General features: G+C 70.9%; 8 protein-coding genes. 4 read left to right on the top strand and 4 right to left on the bottom strand.

The window, feature by feature from the left end:
* Window positions 1-41 precede the first annotated feature (41 nt).
* Together AB0A90_RS13280 and AB0A90_RS13275 are read left to right on the top strand one after the other, a co-directional pair.
* On the top strand, window positions 42-1,568 hold the full coding sequence (locus AB0A90_RS13280) for an alkaline phosphatase D family protein (protein ID WP_357246100.1): 1,527 nt from the start codon (window positions 42-44) through the stop codon (window positions 1,566-1,568).
* 13 nt (window positions 1,569-1,581) lie between these two features.
* Window positions 1,582-2,892 (top strand): hypothetical protein, encoded by a 1,311-nt coding sequence (locus tag AB0A90_RS13275; RefSeq protein ID WP_357246097.1) that lies wholly within the window; start codon window positions 1,582-1,584, stop codon window positions 2,890-2,892.
* Window positions 2,893-2,936: 44 nt separating this feature from the next.
* Here the strand turns inward: AB0A90_RS13275 and AB0A90_RS13270 are convergent, their stop codons facing one another.
* From AB0A90_RS13270 to AB0A90_RS13255, 4 genes are read right to left on the bottom strand one after another with little or no spacing between them, the layout of a single operon-like run.
* Window positions 2,937-4,121, bottom strand: a complete 1,185-nt coding sequence (locus AB0A90_RS13270) for a low temperature requirement protein A (RefSeq protein WP_357246094.1) — start codon at window positions 4,119-4,121, stop codon at window positions 2,937-2,939.
* A 59-nt stretch (window positions 4,122-4,180) separates the two neighbouring features.
* Window positions 4,181-4,747: a TetR family transcriptional regulator C-terminal domain-containing protein gene (locus AB0A90_RS13265; protein WP_357246091.1), complete on the bottom strand. Its 567-nt coding sequence runs from the start codon at window positions 4,745-4,747 to the stop codon at window positions 4,181-4,183.
* A gap of 51 nt (window positions 4,748-4,798) precedes the next feature.
* Window positions 4,799-5,464, bottom strand: a complete 666-nt coding sequence (locus AB0A90_RS13260) for a hypothetical protein (protein WP_357246089.1) — start codon at window positions 5,462-5,464, stop codon at window positions 4,799-4,801.
* Window positions 5,465-5,493: 29 nt separating this feature from the next.
* The gene (locus tag AB0A90_RS13255) at window positions 5,494-7,902 is read right to left on the bottom strand and encodes a PEP/pyruvate-binding domain-containing protein (RefSeq protein WP_357246086.1); all 2,409 of its coding nucleotides are present in this window, start codon (window positions 7,900-7,902) and stop codon (window positions 5,494-5,496) included.
* 312 nt (window positions 7,903-8,214) lie between these two features.
* Between AB0A90_RS13255 and AB0A90_RS13250 the strand changes: the two genes are divergently transcribed.
* Complete coding sequence (locus AB0A90_RS13250; RefSeq protein ID WP_357246083.1) at window positions 8,215-9,189, top strand: hypothetical protein; 975 nt, start codon at window positions 8,215-8,217, stop codon at window positions 9,187-9,189.
* Window positions 9,190-9,569: 380 nt separating this feature from the next.
* A complete protein-coding gene (locus AB0A90_RS13245) occupies window positions 9,570-21,194 on the top strand; it encodes a putative Ig domain-containing protein (protein ID WP_357246080.1) in 11,625 nt (3,874 codons plus the stop codon).
* Window positions 21,195-21,205: the final 11 nt, after the last annotated feature.

The raw sequence follows: 21,205 nt of genomic DNA, 5'->3' as shown, positions 1-21,205 counted from the left end.
GCACCCATCGCCGTTCATCGACGTTCTCAAGGCTGTTGACCATGACAAGGTTGAGCCGTCGCATCTTCGTCCTCGGTGGACTGGTGACCGCCGGAGTCGCGGTGACCCCCCGCCAGGGCGCCCGCGCCGCGGTGCCGTACCCCTTCAAACTCGGTGTGGCGTCCGGTGACCCGGCGCCCGACAGCGTGGTCCTCTGGACCCGGCTGGCACCGTCCCCCCTCAACGCCGACGGGCAGGGCGGCATGGCCAACGCCGACGTGCCAGTCGAGTGGCAGGTGTCCACCACCGACCGGTTCACCTCGCTCGTCGCCTCCGGGTCGGTGGTCGCCCGCTACGCCGACGCGCACTCCGTGCACGCCATCGCGGGCGGGCTCGCCGCCGACTCGGACTACTACTACCGGTTCCGGGCACAGGGCCAGATCTCGCCGGTCGGACGGACGCGGACCGCCCCGGCGCCCAGCGCCTTCGGCCGCGACCTGGTGATGGCCTTCGCCTCCTGCGCCCACTACGAGGCCGGCTACTACACCGCGTACCGGCGGATGGCCGAGGACAACCCGGGGCTGATCCTGCACCTCGGCGACTACATCTACGAGGGCGGCGTCGGTAGCTCCACGGTCCGGCAGCACGTCGGCGCCGAGATCGTGTCACTTGCCGACTACCGCCGCCGGTACGCGCTCTACAAGTCCGACCCGGACCTGCAGGCGGCACACGCGGCGGCACCCTGGCTGGTGGTGCCGGACGACCACGAGGTGGAGAACAACTATGCCAACATGGTGCGCAACGACAGCAGCCCGACGCTGACCGCCGCCCAGTGGACCGCCCGGCGGACCGCCGCGTACCGGGCCTACTACGAGAACATGCCGCTGCGGCCGGCGTCCGCCGCCAGCGGCAACAGCATCCCGCTGTACCGGCGTATCCGGTGGGGTCAGCTCGCCACCTTCCACATGCTCGACACCCGGCAGTTCCGCGACGACCAGGCGTGCGGGGACGGTTGGAAGGTCTGCGCGGACGCGGACCTGGCCTCCCGGTCCCTGACCGGCGCGACCCAGGAGGCGTGGCTGCTCGACGGACTTGCCCAGCGCTACGGCACCTGGGACATCCTCGGTCAACAGGTCTTCTTCGCCCAACAGCTCGACGCGAACGGGGCGGCGAGCATGGACGCCTGGGACGGCTACCGGGCCTCCCGCAGCCGGATCCAGAACGGCTGGCAGCAGCGCGGGGTCCGCAACCCGCTGGTGCTCACCGGGGACGTGCACCGGTCGTGGGCCAACGACCTCAAGGCCGACTACGCCAACCCCGCCTCGGCCACCATCGGCACCGAACTGGTCTGCACCTCGATCACCTCGACCGGCAACGGCAGTGGCAGCACCACGGTCCCGAACGCGGCGGCCAATCCGCACCTGAAGTTCTACTCGGACCGGCGCGGCTACGTGCGGACCACGATCGGTCGCAGCCAGGTGCGCGCGGACTTCCGCACGGTGAACACGGTGACCGAGCACGGCGCCGCGGCGGCCACCGCCCGCTCGTTCGTCATCCTCGACGGCCAGCCCGGCCTGCAGGCCGGGTAGAAGGAGTCCCACCATGACCGCACTCACGACACTGCTCGCCGCCTCCCTGCTGGTCGGAAACCTGGCACCGGCCCCGATCGCGGTCACCGCCGAGGCGATCACCTGGACCCCCGCGAACAGCGTGGCCACCGGTGACCAGGACCTGCCCGGCATCGCCACGAACCGCAACGGCCACGTCGCCGTGGTGTGGGAGGACGACCGGGACAGCAGCGCGCCCGAGGACGACACCCACAGCGAGATCTACCTGCGACTGTTTCGCGACGGCACACCCGCGTACGAGCTGAAGCTCTCCGGCGGGGGCACCAGCGGGGCCGCCTGGCGGCACATCAGCCCCGACGTGGGGCTCGACGACCGGGGCAACGCCGTGGTGGTCTGGGCCACCGACGGCGACGGCAACGGCGTCTACAACATCCAGTACCGGGTGGTGTCGCCCACCGGCACCGTGCTCGGCTCGGGGCAGGCCAACGCCAGCGACGCCGGGCAGCAGATCTGGCCGAAGGTGGCCGTCGACCCGGACGGCGCGCCGACCACCGGCGCGGTCGGGTTCACCGTGGTCTGGGAGGACATCCAGGGAACCGCTCCGGCCACCGTCAAGGCCGCCGGCTACACCGCGGCCACCACCAAGGGGTACGAGGTGACCGCCTCGCAGACCACGGGCACGCACCACCGCCCCGACGTGGCGGTGTCCGCCACCGGTGAGGCGCTGGTGGTCTGGGACGAGGACGCCGACGCGAACGGGTCGTACAACATCGGGTTGACCCGCCTGGCCCGGTCCAACGGCGCGGTGGTGCTGTCGCGGCGGACCGCCAACACGCAGAGCGGCGGGCAGCAGCAGCGCCCCTCGGTCGCGGCGAACGTCGTCGGAGACTTCACCGTCGGGTGGGAATCCGACCACAGCGGTACCCGAGGCGTCTGGGCGCGCTCGTTCACCGCCGCCGGCACCGCCCGGCACGACGAGGTCCAGGTCTCCACCGGGGCCGGGGCCGTCGCACCCGGGGTCGGCATCGACGACCAGGACAACGTGGTGGTGGGCTGGACGGTGTCGGGCGCCAATCCGGACGTCTGGGCGCGTGGTCTCAACCCGGACGGCACCTCCACCGGCCGGCTGGCGGCCCAGGCGCTGAGCCAGACCACGACGGGTCGGCAGGAGCACCTGGCCATCGCCTCGTCGCCCTGGGGCGAGGTGAGCCTGTGCTACACCGACGACAACGACGGAAACGCCTTCGACCAGGTGCTCCTCGGGTTGGGCGCGACGAACTCGACCTGGCTGCTGTCCGCCGACGAGCTGCGCCGCCTGAAGGCGCGGGGCACCAGGGCGAGCTGACCCCGTCGACCCGGGTCGTCTGACACCTCCCGGTCGGGGAGGGGTCAGCCGGCCCGGGGTGGCCGCTCGTACCGGACCAGGGCGGTGAGGAGGGCCGCCAGCAGGCCGAGGGCGGCCAGCGCGGGCAGGATCCGTGCCGCCGGCAGCAACAGGAGGACGACGCCGATCGCGGCGAGCTGGCCCAGCGAGCCGCCGACGGTCAGCCGGAGGAACAGCAGACGACCGACGAGGTAGAGCGCGGCACCGCCGTAGAGCACCGTCGTCGCCGGCCATCCCATCGGCTCACCGGCGGGGTGTCGGGGCTGATCCGTCAGGTTCGCGAGGATCAGGTGGATGCCCAGGGCGAAGTAGACGACCCCGGCGACCAGCGGCAGGTGCGCCAGCGTGTACGCGTCCGACGCCAGTTGCTGACGGCGGCGGGTACGCGGCGAGGCCGAGGTCAGCACCTTCGCGGCCGCCGGGGCGACGCCCACGAAGTAGAGCCACCACAGGCACACGGTCGCGGCGAAGCCGAACACCGCGGCCACCAGCACCGGCCAGGCGATCGTGGCCCGGCCCACACCGGCCCCGGCCGACAGCAGGGACTCACCGAGCACGATGATCAGCACCAGACCGTGGCGTTCGGCGAAGTGCGCCCCGCTGCGGACCTCCCCGAAGCTGGCGGCGGTGGCGATCCGGCCACCGCCGTAGTCGACGAGGAACGCCACGGTCCACAGCACGGTCTGCGCGGTCCCGCCGAGGACGGCGCCCACCAGGAGCGGGACCCAGGCGAGTGTGGTGGACACGGCGAAGCGCAGGGTCTGCCGGCGGTACTGCGGGTTGCCGGACGAGGCGTAGGTCATCAGGGTGAGGTGCACCCCGCGGACCGCGATGTAGGCGATGGCCAGGGTGAGCGGCGGGCTCAACGCGCCGTCGTGGCGCTGCCAGGCTCCCGGGATCACCAGGGCGGCCACGAAGATGGCGGCCATCGCCGCGAGCATTCCGGCCAGCACGGGGCCGTTGTCCGCGCGGACCTGATTGCCCAGCCAGGCGTAGCAGCTCCACGCGTACCAGAACCAGAGCAGGAGCAGCATCCCCTGGTAGAGGGTGAGCGGTCCCAGCGACTCCGCCATGAAACCGATGAGCCGCGTCAGCGCGAAGACCAGGACCAGGTCGAAGAAGATCTCGAAGGTGGTGGCCCGGTGTGCCTCCTCGACCAGCACCGGCCGGGACCGGCGGATGCGGCTCATCCGCTCATCCTGGCCGGTGCCACCCCTCGTCCGGGGGCCAACGGTCAGCTCCGCCGGGATCAGGCGAAGAGCAGGTCGAGGTGGGCGTCCAGCGCGTCCAGTGCCTGCTCGGCGGTGTACTGCCCGCCCAGCAGGTAGACGCCGAGCCCTTCCATGAGCGCCAGCAGTCCGGCCGCGGCGGCGTCGCCGTGCCGGTCGGGCAGAACGCCGGCGATGAATCCGGTGAGCTGCCGGGTGCCCTCCCGGAGGCTGGGCGCGGCGGCCGGACGTACCGCCGTGTAGGCGAGGAACGCGAGCGCCACCCGCCCGTCGTCGCGGGTCCCCTCGTCCAGGGGCAACAGGGCGGCGATCATCGTGCGCAGCAGCAGCCGGGGCGGCGGGTCCACACCCAGTCGCGCCAGCGCCTCGGTGACCCTGATCTGGTTGCGTTCCCGCACCACGCTCAACGCGAACGCCATCATCTCGTCCTTGGTCCGGAAGTAGTGCTGGACCATCCCGGCGGACACCCCCGCCTCGGCGGCCACGTGGCGGAGGCTGACGGCCTCCAGGCCCTGATCGGCGGCGACCCGCATCAGCGCGTCCGCGATGAGGGTGCGTCGCTCCTGGTGATCGACCTTCTTGGGCATGGCCTCGATCGTTTCACAGTGGGTGGCCCGGACAGCCCGCCAGCGGCGCGGTCACCGGCTGGCGGGGGCGCTCGCGGGGGCGCCCCGCGCGCTGCGCAGGAGGCCGTCCGGGTCGTCGGCGTACAGGCGCAGCTCGTTCATCGGCAGGGTCCCGGTCTGCGCCAGGTCGAAGGTCAGCGGTCGGCGCAGCAGGACGTCGACACTGGTCTGGCTGCCGACCGAGATGGACACCACCCGGCGGTCACCCTCCTGCTCGACCTGCACCGATCTGCTCGACGGCAGCGAGCGGTAACGCTTGCGCAGGGCCTCGACGTCGGTCCACGGGATCCAGATGTCGATGCCCGAGCTGAGGCGTACGCGCAGGCCCCGGTCGCCCACCACGTGCGGGTGGATCGTCATGCTGGCGAGGAGGCCGATCATCCAGAGCAGGCCCCAGATGCCGAGGCCGAGCACGATCCAGCGGGCCGGCCGCCACGGCACCACGTGGGTGACGACCACATCGAAGATGGGGATCTCCACGACCGACAGGCCGATGAAGATGCCCAGGATCGGCGTGACCACGCCCCGGTAGCCGAACGGTTCGTCGCCCGGTCCCAGCGGCAGGGGACGGCGGCGGGCCCAGACGTACAGGCTGCGCCACATCGCGGCCTCGGCCTCGGCGGCCCGGCGCAGCAGTGGACCCACCCGCGTCCTGGTCGGTGCCAACGTGTCGGTCATGGTCGTCCTTCTCGGTTGGAAGCCGGCGGTCAGTGGACGGTGACGGTTCCGGCGCCACCGTCCACGGTGACGAGTTGTCCGGTCGTGATCGTCCGGGTGGCGTCCGGAACGCAGATGACGGCGGGAATGCCGTACTCGCGGGCCACCGTCGGGCCGTGCGCCATGATCGCGCCGGTCTCGGTGACCAGCGCCGCCGCGGTGAGGAACAGCGGGGTCCAGCCCGGGTCCGTGGTCGCGGCCACCAGGACGTCGCCGGGTTCGACATGGGCGGTGCCCGGGTCGTGCACGACCCGGGCGGGGCCGGTCACCCGGCCCGCCGACGCGCCCACACCGATCAGCGTCCCGTCCCCGGCGGGCACCGCCGGCAGGACGGTCTCGACGTCGGTGCCGTCGGACAGCAGCGCCACCGGCACGTTCCGGCGGCGCAGCTCCCGGCGGTGCGTGGCCCGTCGGGAGGTGACCGTCGCGCGCGGGTCGACACCCTGGTGTACGGCCGCGTGCGCCTCGTCGAGGGTCAGGAACATGATGTCGTCGGGTTGGTCCAGCAGCCCGGAGTCGTGCAGGTCGGCGCCGACGAGCAGCAGTTGGCGGCGCGTCTCGCGCAGCGGGTACAGCCCGGCGAACTTGCCGGCCTCGCGCAGGCCGGCGAGTGACCGCGCCCGGCGCAGCAGGAACCCGGCGATGCTGCCCCGCACCGGCCGCCGACGGCGGGCTCGCCCGACCAGCTCTCGCAGCGCCGCCTCCGCTGCCGCGCTGGCTCGCTGGAAGCGCTGGTCGGGACCCTGCCGGGGATCGGTCACCCGCAGGTAGTTGGCGAGCGCGGCGAAGACCGGGGTGGGATCCTCCGCCCAGCGCGGCACCCCGAGGTCGACCTCGGCGACGCCCCGGTGACCGTAGGCGTCCAGGAAGGCGGTCATGCCGATGTCGGGCAGCGTCCCGTGCCGGTGGCGTTCGGCCAACTCGGCCGGCGGGGTGTCGAGCAGGAGCTGACGGTGGTCGCCCGCGCCCTGGGCGAGTCGCCAGAGGGCCAGGTCCATCTCGATGGTGACGTTGTGCGGCATCCCGCCCAGCACGGCGTGGATCTCGTCCGGGCCGGCGACACCCTTGAGCAGGGCGGTCGGCAACGCGGTGGCGAGCATCCCGGCGACGATCGGCCACATGATCGCGTCGGCGGTGTCGTCGGCGTCGGCGTCCCGCGCCTGCACGAAGCGCAGCCGATCGGCCGCGGTCCGCAGGTCGGCGGGGGCGGCCGAGCGAACTCTCAACTGCTCGATCGCCTCGAACATCCGGGTCCGCGCGGCCTCGGGACGGGCCAGCGCCCGCAGGATCCCCACCACCGCGCGGCCGGCCGTCCGCAGCGACGCGGCCCCCGGTGCCCGGCCGCGCGTGGCGCCGCCCTTGGTCGGGGCGAACCGGGGATCCGCGAGCACGTGCTGCATCACCGCCTGGGCGCGCGGCCCGAAGTCGACAGCCAGGAGCCGCACCAGTCGCTTACGGGACGATCGGTCCCGCGCGAGGTCGGTCAAATCGCCGTAGAGGCGGCCGCCGATGTCGACGATCTCGACCCGCACCCCGAGCGCGGCGAGCATCGCGGCGATCTGCGCCCGCAGGGTCGACATGCCCATCGGGGTGACCGGTTGCCGCATGCCCTGGACGTGCCCGAACTCCAGGTAGACGCGGGGGAGGGGCTTCCCGCTCGGCGGCGGGGCGGGGAACAGGCTGGTGATCGGCCGGGACTGGAGGAGCCACAGCACGTCGTCCGCGTCGATGGCCCACTCGACATCCTGCGGGCAGCCGAAGTGCGCCTGCAACCGTTCGCCGGTGGCGCGGAGGCGGGCCAGTTGGGCCGCCGTCAGGCAGCCGGCCTCGTCGCGCGTGACGTCGTCGAGGAGGTAGTGGTCGACGGCGGTGGCGCCGTCCACCACTGTCGTGCCGAGGCCGGCGGCGGCGTCGACGGCCATCTCGTCGCGGCGCCCGGTCAGCGGGTTCGCGGTGAACAGCACCCCCGCCACCGTGGGGGTGACCATGCGCTGCACGACGACGGCCATCAGCACCGTTCGATGATCGATGCCGTGGGCCTCGCGGTAGGCGGTCGCGCGGTCGCTGTGCAGCGAAGCCCAGCACCTCTCGATGGCGGCGATCAGCTCGGCGGTGCCGGTGACGTTGAGGACGGTGTCCTGCTGCCCGGCGAAGCTCGCGTCCGGCAGGTCCTCGGCGGTGGCGCTGGAGCGCACCGCCACCGGGCCGGCGCCGAGCCGCTGGTACGCGGCGACGACCTCGGCCGTCGGGACGACCCCGAGTCCGTGCGCCTCGGTGGTGACGCAGAAACCGTCGGGGACCTGCTCGCCGTGCCGGATCAGCTCGCCCAGCCCGGCTGCCTTGCCGCCGACCACTGCGGTCATGGCGGCGGTCACCTCGGACAACGCGATCACGTGCATGGCGACCCACCCTCGTTGCAATGCGACTGCATTGAAACGACCATACCTCTTTTGCGATGCGACTGCAATGCAACAGCGCTGGCCACCGCCGTACGCGAGACACCCGATCCGGAAACCGTGCGGCTGGGGCTCTACGAGCCTCACGCGATCGAGCTGCTGACCGCGCTGGCCAGCGGGCGCCTGGCGCTCAGCCACGAGACTCGCTCTGAGTAGCGCGTTCGCCCAGTTGCGAACAGTCCATTCGCGGCTCGGCGACGGCACGGTCTGGTTAGGATAAGACCCCCATTTTCTACCCCAATTCACCCTGAAAAGGTGTCGATTTTGCCTCACATTTCGGGTGCCGTGCTGCCGGTACTGCTGGCATTGACGCCGATCGTGCCGGCCAACACCGTTTCGCCGGACCAGTCGGACTTCTCGTTGACCGTCAGCCCCAGCCGGATGGTCGTACCAGCCCACGAGATCGGGCAGCCGCGACAGTTCACCGTGACCAACCGTGGTCAGTCGGCGATCGACGTCTCGATGCGAACGGCGAGCTTCGCGGTGGATCCTGCGGGGGTGTTGACGTTCCGCTCGGACGTGGCACACACGGCGATCGACTGGGTCACGGTGAACCCGAAGCGCCTTCGGCTCGCCCCCGGTGCGACCGAACCGGTGGACCTCCGGATCGCGTTACCGGCGAACGCCGAACCCGGCGAGCACCAGGTAGCGGTGATCTTCTCGGCACCACCGCCGGCCAATGCAGCCGGGACGAGCATCCGCCGCAGTGTCGGCGCGCCGATCTATGTCACGGTGCCGGGCGACGCGATCGAGTCGGTGCAGGTAAGCGACGTCGATGCGCCCGGTTTCGCGCTGCGTGGTCCGCTGGCGCTCACCGCGACGGTACGCAACGTCGGCACCCTTCGCCGCAATTTCGTCGCGGCCGACCGGTTACGGGCCCGGGTGGCAGGGGAGGACGTGACGTTCCCCGACTTCACCCTGCTGCGCGACGGCAGCCGACAGGTCAGCGCCCGGTGGGACGATCCACCCTTCATCTGCGTCTGTCGGGTGACAGTCGCGGTGCCGAACCCGGACGGCCGGGCGGGGAGCGCGCAGGCGACGGTCGTCATCCTTCCGCTGCACCTCATCGGTCCGACGGTGGGGGGCCTCGTCATCCTGCTCCTGCTCGGCTGGATGCTCCGGCGTCGCCGGGGCGGTACCGCTGCGGCGACACCGGCGCCGTCCACGGTGGCGGGTGACGCAGCGCATCCGGCGCTGCCGGCGTCGGTTCTTGACGACCTGACCCGGTAGGCCACGTGCTATCCCTCGGTCCGTCCCGATTGGTCTGGCCGGCGGGCCGATCGCCATCCGCCGAGCGTCTTTCACGATTCACGAAATCACGCTCAGGTCCGGTCCGTGTGCCGATTCGTCCTATATTTCCCGATTACGCCCGAAAGCGGCTCATCGGCTGACATAGCCTTAGTGCGTCTTATGGGGGGTTGACGCATGTCCGTGACGATGGTGAATGGCTTTACGGCGAGACGGGGTCGGAGCGGTGCCGCGACGAACGGCGTGCGCCCCTCGTTGACTGTCGCAATCGTCGACAGCACGGACGTGGCCCGTTGAACACCCGCACCCGGTCCTCGCGACTGTTCGGTCGCCGTGAGGTCCGACGCCGAACCGCAGTTGGCGTGGTGGGCACCCTGCTGGCCACTCTGGTCGCCGTGCTCAACCCGGTCGTCGCCGAGGCAGCCGGCACCGTCCTGTTCAACCAGCCCTTCCACAACAACACCCCGGACGGACTCGGTCCGATCGTCCTGCCGGCCCTACCCGCAGCGTCCACCACCCCGAACTTCGCCTGCCTGAGCGCCTCCGGCAACGTCAGCACCGGAGCCCTGCACAGTTGTGCGACGCAGACCGACGCGCCCGGCAGCGGCAAGCTGCGACTCACCGACGCCACCCTCAACCGGACCGGTGGGCTCTTCGGGGCGACCAGCGTGCCCACCGCGTCCGGGCTGGACATGACCTTCAACCTCTACCAGTACGGCAACACCGGCGGTGCGGACGGGATGACCCTCGTCCTCGCGGCGGTCGACCCCGCCAACCCGGCCGCGCCGGCCACCATCGGCCAGTCCGGGGGAGGGCTGGGTTACACGGGTACGCGGACACTGCCTGGTCTGGCCAACGGCTACCTGGGCATCGGGTTCGACGTCTTCGGCAACTACAGCACCACCACCTACCAGGGGAGCGGCTGTACCGACCCAGCCTTCGTCACCGCGTCCAGGATTCCGGGTCAGGTGCTCGTCCGGGGGCCCGGCCGGGGCACGGTCGGCTACTGCGGCCTGAACAGCACCGCCACCAACGGATCGTCGCCAGTGGTCCCACTGCGGGCCAACAACCGCGCCGGCTCGGTCGTACCGGTCGAGGTGGTCATCAACCCGACCACCTCCTCGTTCACCACCGACTCCGGTCTGGTGGTGGCGGCCGGACGTTACATGGTGGTCTTCCGGCCGGTCGGCGCGAGCGTCTCGCGGGTGCTGGAGGGGGCGCTGCCCGCGGTCGCCGCCGGCCTCTACCCCTCACCGAGCTGGCTGAACAGCAACGGCATCCCGCGTCAGCTCGCCTTCGGCTGGGTGGCGTCCACCGGCTCGGTGGTGGACAACCACGAGGTCGACAACACCAAGGTGGTGACCTTCAACCCGGTGCCCGACCTGAACGTCACGCAGACGAGCTACACCGGCCCGAACCCCCAACCCGGTGATCCGGTCAACTACACGGTGGTTCCCTCGGTCGCCGTCGGCGCCAACGAAACCGCCCCGGTCTCGATGACCGCGACCACGCCGACGGGTGTCGTGCCGGTCGGCGCGTTCGGAAGCGGTTGGGTCTGCGCGGCGCCAACGGGGCAGACCGTCACCTGCACCAACAGCAACGGACCCTTCGCCAACGGGACCTCGCTGCCACCGATCTCGGTGGTCGGCATCGTCACCGGGTCCGCCGTCACACCGTCGATCATCCAAACCCAGTCGACGGTCACCGCCTCGTCCATCGACGGCAATCCCGGAATCTCCACCACCACGGTCGTGGGTACGCCGCCGACGACACCGAGCGGAATCACCGTCTCACCCGCGACGAGCACGATTGCCGGTGGCGTCGCGGTGACGGTCGGCGGGACGAACATCGCCGGGGCGACCGCCATCGAAATCGGCACCACGGCGCAGCAGCAGGCCGGTACGCCGGTCGTCCTCCTGCCCTGCCCGTCCGGCCCGGCGGCGGGTTGCTTCACGGTCAACGGTGACGGGACGCTGAGCATCTCGTCCATGCCCGCGCGCAGCAGCGCCGCCACGGTGAACGTCACAGTGGTCACCCGGGGCGTCGCCGCCGCCGCCAGCTACGTCTACACCGACGTACCGGCCACCCCGGCCGCGCCCACCGCGACCGCCGGCCTGGCCAGCGCCACGGTGAACTGGACGGCACCGGCGAGCAACGGCAGCCCGATCACCAGCTACGTCGTCACCCCGATCCGCAACGGGGTGGCGCAGACCCCGATCACCTACGACACGTCCACCACCAGCCGGGTCATCTCCGGGCTGACCCTCGGAGCGACCTACACGTTCACCGTCGCGGCGATCAACTCGATCGGCACCAGCGCGACGAGTCCGGCGTCCAACGCGGTGGTGCCTTACGCGGTGCCCGGGGCACCCACCATCACGGCAGCCAGCGCTGGCGACTCGTCGGCCCGGCTGACCTGGACCGCACCCAGCACCGGCGGCAGCCCGATCACCTCCTACGTCATCACCCCGTACATCGGCGGGGTGGCGCAGACCCCGCAGACCTTCGCCAGCGCGGCAACCACCCAGACGGTGACCGGGTTGACGCCGGGCACCGCCTACACCTTCACGGTGACGGCCCGCAACGCGGGCGGCGCTGGACCACCGTCGGCGCAGTCCGCGCCGGTCATCCCGAACCAGTCGCCCAGCCTCACCAACCCCGCGCCGCCCGCCGGCGAGGTCAGCGTCCCCTACAGCAACCAGCTCACCGTTAACGGCGGTACGGCACCGTTCGCCTGGTCGATCAGTGCGGGCAGCCTGCCGCCCGGGGTGACCATCAACGCGAGCACCGGTCTGCTCTCCGGCACCCCCACCACCGCCGGGACCTTCGACTTCACCGTCCGGGTGCTCGACGCCAGCAGCCAGGCAGCCACCCAGGCGCTGAGCATCGTCATCGCGCCGCTGCCCACGCTGACCTTCCCGCCGCCGCCGCAGGGGCAGGTCGGCATCGCCTACAGCACCCAGCTCACGGTGAACGGGGGCACCGGCCCGTTCGTCTGGTCGGTGAGCGCGGGCAGCCTGCCGCCCGGGGTGACCCTGAACCCGAGTACCGGTCTGCTCTCCGGCACCCCCACCCTCGGCGGCAACTTCTCGTTCACCGTCCGGGTGGTCGACTCCTTCGGCCAGGCCGCCACCAGGACGGTCGCCCTCGGCATCACCGCCTCACCGACGCTGACGTTCCCGCCGCCACCGCCCGGCCAGGTCGGCGTCCCGTACAGCACCCAGCTCACGGTGAACGGCGGAACCGCGCCGTTCGTGTGGTCGGTCAGCGCGGGCACGCTGCCGCCGGGTCTGAGCCTGAACCCCAGCACCGGTCTGCTCTCCGGTACCCCCACCACCGAGGGTAGTTCCAGCTTCACGGTGCGGGTCGTCGACGCCGCCGGTCAGCAGGCGACCGCACCGGTCACCCTGGTGATCACCACCGGGCCGCTGGTCGTGACGAAGACCTCGAACGTGAACACCGTGGCGGCCGGCGGGACGGTGAACTACACGATCAGCGTGACCAACACCGCCGCGGTCGCGCTCAGCGGCGTCACCATCACCGACCCGCTCGGCGGGGTGCTCGACGACGCGGTCTACAACGCCGACGCGACCGCCACCTCGGGCACCGTGTCGTTCGTCAGCCCAACCCTGAGCTGGACCGGCAACCTGGCCGCGGGCGCGGCCGTGACCATCAGCTACTCGGTCACCGTGGCCAGCCCGCCGACCGGCAACCTGATGTTGACCAACACGGTCACCTCGCCCACGCTCGGCACCAACTGCAGCACCGGCAGTCTCGACGCCCGGTGCACGGTCAACGTTCCGGTCTCCGCGCTCACCATCGTCAAGACGGCGAACAGGACCACCGCGACGCCCGGCGACGTGGTCAGTTACACCATCGCGGTCACCAACACCGGGCAGGCCGCCTACCCGGCCGCCAGCCTCACCGACGCGATGGGCGCGGCACTCGACGACGCGGTCTACAACAACGACGCGGCGGCGACGACCGGTGCGGTCTCCTTCAGCTCGCCGAACCTGACCTGGACCGGCGCCCTGGCCGTCGGCGCCAGCGCCACCATCACCTACACGATGACCGTTCGCGCTCCGGACCCCGGCGACAAGGTCATGACCAACACGGTCAGTTCCGGCAGCCTCGGCAGCAACTGCCCGGCCGCCGCCAACGACTCCCGTTGCACCGCGACCGTCACCGTGCTGGTGCCCGGCCTGGTCCTGACCAACACCGCGAGCACCGCGAACACGACACCCAACTCCACCGTCGGCTACACGGTCACCATCACCAACAGTGGGCAGACCGCGTACACGGGGATCAGTGTCGCCACCTCACTGGCCGGGGTGCTCGGCCGGGCCACGTACAACAACGACGCGACCACCACCGCCGGGGCGCTGTCGTACACCAGCCCGATCCTGACCTGGACCGGTGACCTAGCGGTCGGCGCGACGGTGACCGTGACGTTCAGCGTGACGGTCAGCCCGGCGACCACCGGCGACCCGGTGCTGACCAGCGTGGTCTCGTCCTCGGCGGTCGGCAACAACTGCGCCCCCGGCAGCATCGACCCGCGGTGCACGGCGTCGGTCACCATCCTCATCCCCGGGTTGACGCTGCTCAAGACGGCGAGCGTGCCGAGCGCGACGCCCGGCGCGGTGGTGGCCTACGAGATCGTGGTGACCAACACCGGCCAGTCCGCCTACCTGGGGGCGAGCTTCACCGACTCGCTGGCCGGGGTGCTCGACGATGCCGCCTACAACGGTGACGCCGCCACCACCTCGGGGACCGTCACCTACACCAGCCCGACCATCTCCTGGAGCGGTGACCTCGCCGTCGGCGCATCCGCCACGATCACGTACTCGGTGACCGTCGGCAATCCCGCCACCGGTGACCGGTCGATGACCAACCGGTTGGTCTCCCCGACACCGGGCGCCAACTGCGCCACCGGCAGCGTCGACACCCGCTGCTCGGCGACGGTCGCCGTGCTGCTGCCCGGGCTGACCCTTACCAACACCCCGAGCGCGCCCACCGCCATCCCCGGCGACACCGTCGGCTACACCATCACCATCGCCAACACCGGGGAGACGGCGTACCCGGCGACGACAAGTGTCACGAACCCGCTGGCCGGCGTGCTCGACGATGCCGTCTACAACTCGGACGCCACGGCCGACAGCGGGACCGTCGACGTGTCCGGGGCGGTGCTGACCTGGACCGGCGCGCTCGCGGTGGGAGCGACTGCCACCGTTCGCTTCTCCGTGACCGTGCAGAACCCCGACGCCGGAAACCGGGTGCTGACCTCGACCCTCAGCTCGACGGCGGCCGGCAACAACTGCCCGGCCGGCACGCCCGCCGCGGCCTGCACGGCCACTGTCACGGTGTTGCGGCCCGGGCTGACCATCGTCAAGACCGCCAACAGCGCCACCACCGTCCCCGGTGGCGTGGTCACCTACACCATCACCGTGACGAACACCGGCGAGACGACGTACGCGGCGGCAGCATTCACCGACTCGCTGGCCAACCCGCTCAACGACGCCACCTACAACGGTGACGCGACCGCCTCGTCCGGCACGGTCAGCTACGCCTCGCCCAACCTGAGCTGGGTGGGCGCACTGGGCATCGGCGCCGCCGCGACCATCACGTACTCGATGACGATCCTCGACCCGGACCCGGGCGACAAGTCGATGGTCAACACGGTGGTCTCCACCACCCCGGGCAGCAACTGCGCGACGGGCAGCAGCGACGCGCGGTGCACCGCCACCGTGCAGGTGCTGGTGCCGGCACTGACCATCACCAAGACCTCCGGCGTGCCGACCACCACGCCGGGCGCGACTGTCGGCTACACCGTCACCATCAGCAACACCGGGCAGACGGCGTACCCGACGCTGACCGTCACCGACGCGCTGGCCGGCGTGCTGGACGACGCGGCCTACAACAACAACGCGGTGGCCTCCGCCGGCACGGTCGGCTTCGTCAGCCCCAACCTGATCTGGACCGGGCCCCTGGCCGTCGGCGGGTCAGTGACGATCACCTACTCGGTGACGGTGCACGATCCGGTCGCCGGTGACCTGATCCTCAGCAACCGGGTCAGCTCGACAGCGGCGGGCAGCAACTGCCCGACCGTGGGCGGCAGCGACGCCCGCTGCACAGTCACCGTGCCGGTGGCCCGGCTGGTGATCGCGTTGGACGCCGAACCGGCCACCGTCACGCCGGGTGGGGTGATCCGGGTCGGCGCGACCTTCACGAACACCGGCCAGGTCCCCTACCTGAACACCAGGGTGAATCTCGACTTCGGCGGCTTCATCGACGACGTGCTGCCCACCGGTGACCAGACCGCCTCCTCGGGGACGTTGACCGCAGGCGGTGGCGGTGCGGTCTGGACCGGTGACATCGCGGTGGGGCAGACCATCACGCTGACCGGCACCGCGACCGTGCTCGACCCGGACACCGGCGACCGACAGATCAGCGGCCGCGCGTTCTCCTCGGCCGCTGGCAACAACTGTCCACCCGCGAGTACGGATCCGCGCTGCGTCTTCAGCGTGGCCGTGCTGGTGCCGGGCCTCGCGCTGGACGTCGTCGCGGACACGACGACCGCCGTACCGGGGCAGACCGTCGGTTACACCGTGACGATCACCAACTCGGGGACCTCGCCGTACAGCGCGATCAGTGTGGCCAACTCGCTGGCGTCGGTCCTGACCGACGCGACGTACAACGGCGATGCGGTGACCAGCGCCGGAACCCTGACCTTCGCCGGCACCACCCTCACCTGGAGCGGTGACCTGGCGGTCGGCGCGGTCGTCACGATCACCTACTCGGTGGTGGTGCGCTCGCCCGACCCGGGCAACAAGATCATGGTCAACACCCTGCAGTCCACCGCCGTCGGCAGTTCCTGTACCGCGACCGCCCAGGCGCCCGGGTGCAGCTCGACCGTGCTCGTCCTCACCCCGGCGCTGACCGTCGCCAAGTCGACGACTGCCACGACCGCGCTGCCGGGCACTGCGGTGCCCTACACGTTGACCATCACCAACTCGGGTCAGGTCGACTACAGCGCCGCGAGCGTCGCCGACGACCTGACCGGGATCCTTGACGACGCCGCCTACAACGCGGACGCCAGCGCCACGGCCGGCACGGTCTCCTACGCCGAGCCGGTGCTCACCTGGACCGGCGACCTGGCCGTCGGCGCCACCGTGACGATCACCTACAGCGCGACCGTCGACAATCCTGCCACCGGTGACGACGTGCTCACCAACGTCGTCACCTCCGCTGCGGCTGGTGCCAACTGCCCGGTGGGCGGCGCCGACCCCCAGTGCACGGTCACCGTCGCGATCGTCGACCAGTCTCAACTGACGTTCGCCAAGACCGCGAGCGTGGCCTCGGCCACCGTCGGGTCGGTGGTCACGTACACGGTGGTGGTTTCCAACTCCGGGCTCACCCCGTACCTCGGCGCGGCCTTCGACGACTCGCTGGCCGACGTGCTCGGCAACGCCGTCTACAACAACGACGCCTCGGCCGGCGGGGTCGGCACCATCGCCTACACCGCCCCGGTGCTCTCCTGGACCGGTGACGTGCCGGCGGCCGGGTCGGTGACCATCACCTACAGCGTGACGGTGCAGCCGGTCACCGGTGACAACCTGATGGTCAACACCCTGGTCTCCGACTCCGACGGCGGTAACTGTGCCGCCGGCAGCGTCGACCCGAGGTGCACCACGCGGGTCACCGTGTCGCAGGTGACCATCCTGAACACCGCCGACATGGCCACCGTGCTGCCCGGCGGCACGGTCGTCCTCACCACCACCATCACCAACGACGGCGGCACCGCCTACTTCGGCGCGGTCGTCAACCTGGGCGGCGCCAACCTGCTCGACGACGCCGTGCCGATCGGCGACACGGTTACCTCGGGCGGCCTCGTGGTCGGCCCGGACGGTCTCGCGTGGACCGGTGACCTGCCGGTGGGCGGTGTGGTGACCATCGCCAGCACCTTCCGCGTCCGCAATCCGGACCCGGGCGACAAGATCATCACAAGTACGGCCACCTCGGCGATCCAGGGCAACAATTGCCCGGTCGACGGCACCGATCCGCGCTGCACCGTCCGGGTCGACGTGCTGCTGCCGGCGCTGAGCATCGTCAAGGTCGCCAACACACCCGTCACCACACCCGGCAGCACGGTCGGCTACACCATCACCGTCAACAACACCGGCACCGCACCGTACGTGGGCGCGGTGGTCACCGACGACCTCACCGGCGCGCTGGACGACGCGAGCTTCGGCAACGACGCCACCGCCACCGCGGGCGTTCTGTCGTACGCGGCGCCGACGCTCACCTGGACCGGAAACCTCGCGGCGGGGCAGAGCGCCGTCATCACGTACACCATGACGGTGTTCAGCCCCGACCCGGGCGACAAGACGATGGTGAACGCCGTCTCCTCGACCGAGGCTGGCAGCACCTGCCCGCCGGCCAGCTCCAACCCGGACTGCTCGGTGTTGGTGCCTGTACTCACCCCGGGTCTGGGCATCACCATCACCGCCGGCACGGCCAGCACGGCGCCCGGCGCGCAGGTGGGCTACACCATCGCCATCGTCAACACCGGGCAGACCGCGCAGACGGGCGTCACGGTGACCAACTCGTTGGCCGGGCTGCTGGACGACGCGACCTACAACGGCGACGCCGTCGCGAGCACCGGCACGGTCACCTTCACCAGCCCGAACCTACAGTGGTCCGGCACCCTCGCCCCGGGGGCGACGGCCACGGTCACCTACTCCGTGTCGGTAGCCAGTCCGGACGGCGGCGATCGTCTCCTGACCAGCCGGGTCAGCTCCGCGGCGGCCGGTAGTAGCTGCGTCGTCGACAGCACCAACCCGGCGTGTACGGCCACCGTGACGGTTTCGGTGCTCAGCATCGTCAACAGCGTGGCCCCGTCGAGCGCGGTGCCCGGCGGCACGGTCCGATTCACCACCACGGCGACCAACACCGGGACCACCCCGTTGACCGCGATCGAGATCGTGGCCGACTTCGCCGGCTCGGTCGACGACGCCACCTATACCGGCGACGCGGCGGCCTCGACCGGCACTCTGGTCCTGGTGCCGGGTACGGCATCGATCCGGTGGACCGGTGACCTGGCGGTCGGTGCGGTGCTCACCGTCACCGGCTCCTTCACGGTGAACAACCCGGACCTGGGCAACCAGATCATGACCTCGGTCGTCAGCTCCGCCGTACCCGGTAACAACTGCCCGCCCGGCGGCACCGACCCGTTGTGTACGGCGACGACCACGATCCTCATCCCGGCGCTGACCGTTTCGAAGACCGCGGACCGGGCCAGCACCGTCCCCGGTGGCATCGTCGGCTACACGATCACCGTCACCAACACCGGCGAGACCCCGTACACCGGTGCCACCGTCACCGACGACCTGGCCATCCTGCTCAACGACGCCACCTACAACGGCGACGCCGTCGCCAGCTCGGGTGTCGTCACCTACGCCGCGTCGACCCTCAGCTGGACCGGTGACCTCGCGATCGACGGATCGGTCACGATCACCTACACCATCACCGCCGACGATCCGCAGACCGGCGGCCGCGTCCTGGTCAACACGGTCAGCTCCACCGCCGCGGGCAACAACTGCCCGCCCGGAGGCTCGGATCCGGCCTGCACGGCGACCGTCCAGGTGCTGCTGCCGGCCCTGAGCATCAGCAAGCACGCCAACGTCGGCACCACCACCCCGGGCGGCACGGTGGGCTACACCATCACCGTCACCAACAGCGGCCAGACCGACTACACCGGGGCCACCCTGAGCGACAGCCTCGCCGCCGTGCTCGACGACGCGACCTTCAACAACGACGCGGTCGCCACCGGCGGCGTGGTGTCGTACGCCGCGCCGACCCTGACCTGGACCGGTGACCTCGCGGTCGGCGGCAGCGCCGTGATCACCTACTCGGTAGCGGTGCACAACCCCTCCGACGGTGACCGGAGCATGACCAACGCCGTCACCTCCACCACGCCGGGCAGCAACTGCCCGGCCGGGGGAACCGACCCGGGCTGCACCGTCACCGTCACCGTGCTCATCCCGGCGCTCACCATCACCAACGTCGCCGACGTGGCCACCACCACGCCCGGCAGCGTCGTCCGGTTCACTGTCACCCTGACCAACACCGGTCCCACCCCGTACGTCGGCATCCAGGGGACGACCAACCTCGCGAACCGCTTTGACGACTCCCGGCCCAATGGGGACCAGGTCGCCAGCTCCGGCACGTTGACCGTGGTCGGCACGGTCGTCACCTGGACCGGCGACATCCCGATCGGCGGGGAAGTCGTCATCACCGGCACGGTCACGGTCAACAACCCGGACACCGGCAACCGGGTCATGGCCAACACCGTCACCAGCAACGCGCCCGGCAGCAACTGCCCGCCCGCGGCGCCCGGTCCCGCCTGCACAGTCAGTGTCGCCGTGCTGCTTCCCGGCCTCGCCATCGACAAGACCGCCGACAACCCCACCATCACGCCGGGTGGCACCGTCACGTACACCATCACCGCCACGAACACCGGGGAGACGGGGTACGTCGACACGACGATCACCGACTCGCTCGCCGGCCTGCTCGGTGACGCGGTCTACAACGCCGACGCCACCGCCAGTTCCGGGGTGGTCTCCTACACGGCGCCGGTGCTGACCTGGCGCGGTGACCTGCCCGTCGGCACCGCCGTGACGATCACCTACACCCTGACGGTCAGCGACAGCCAGGTCGCCGGGCGCACCCTCGTCAACACGGTCACCTCCGGGGCGCAGGCCAACAACTGCGCGGTCGGCAGCACCGACCCGAGGTGCAGCACCCAGGTCGCCATCCTGATCCCGGGGCTGGGCATCACCAAGGCCACGGACACCGCCACGGTCACCGCCGGCGGCACGGTCACGTACACGATCACGGTCACCAACACCGGGCAGTCGCCGTACACCGGTGCGACAGTCGCGGACTCGCTCGCCGGTGTGCTCGACGACGCCGTCTACAACGCGGACGCCACCGCCAGTTCCGGTGTGGTCTCGTACGCCACGCCGGTGCTGACGTGGACCGGTGATCTCCCGGTCGCGGCGGTCGCGGTGATCACCTACTCGGTCACGGTCAACTTCCCGGACAGCGGGGACCGGACTCTGGTGAACACCGTCAGCTCCAGCACCGTGGGCGCCGACTGCCCGGGATCGTCGGCCTGCACCACCACGGTCGCGGTCCGGATCCCCGAACTGAGCATCACCAAGACCGCCGACACCGGCACGGTCGTCGCCGGCGGGACCGTGCGGTACTCGGTGCTGATCACCAACAGTGGGCAGACGCCCTACAGTGGCGCCACCGCCACCGCCACCGACTCGCTCGTCGACGTCCTCGACGACGCCGTCTACGTCGGTGACGCCGTGACCACCACGGGCGTGCTGTCCTACACCGCCCCGGTGCTGACCTGGACCGGTGACCTGCCGGTTGGCGCCACCGCCGCGATCACCTACAGCGTCACCGTCAACCAGCCGGTCTCCGGCGACGGGACCCTGGTCAACACCGTGGCCTCCACCACCCTCGGTAATACCTGCCCGGCGGGTGGGGGCGGCGCAGCATGCACCGCAACGGTCGTCGTGGCCGCGCAGTCGATCACGTTGTCTGGCCTGCCGGCCGGGTTCACCCTGACCGGCCGGCCTCAGCAGGTGGTCGGTCGGCCCGAGGCGGTCACGATGACCGTCACCACCAACAGCCCCACCGGATACGCCGTGACAGTGCGCGGGCTGGCGCCCGAACTGGTCGGGGCGAATCCCGAGAATCCGTACACGATCCCGATCGAGAACCTGAGGGTACGGGAGAGCGGTACCAGCGTCTTCCGCGAACTCTCCGACGTGACGCCGGTGGTGGTGCACCGCCAGCCCGGGCCGTCGGCGCCGGGCGGGGACGCGATCGGCAACGACTACGAGGTCAGCATTCCCGCGGTCGTAGCCGACGAGTACTCCACGACGTTGGAGTACGTGGCGATTACCGAGTAACAGCCTGAGGA

It is taken from the genome of Micromonospora sp. NPDC049204 (assembly GCF_040647935.1).
GTDB lineage: Bacteria > Actinomycetota > Actinomycetes > Mycobacteriales > Micromonosporaceae > Micromonospora.
Note: the sequence above shows the minus strand (reverse complement) of the source record. Positions and strands in the feature narration are given on the sequence as shown.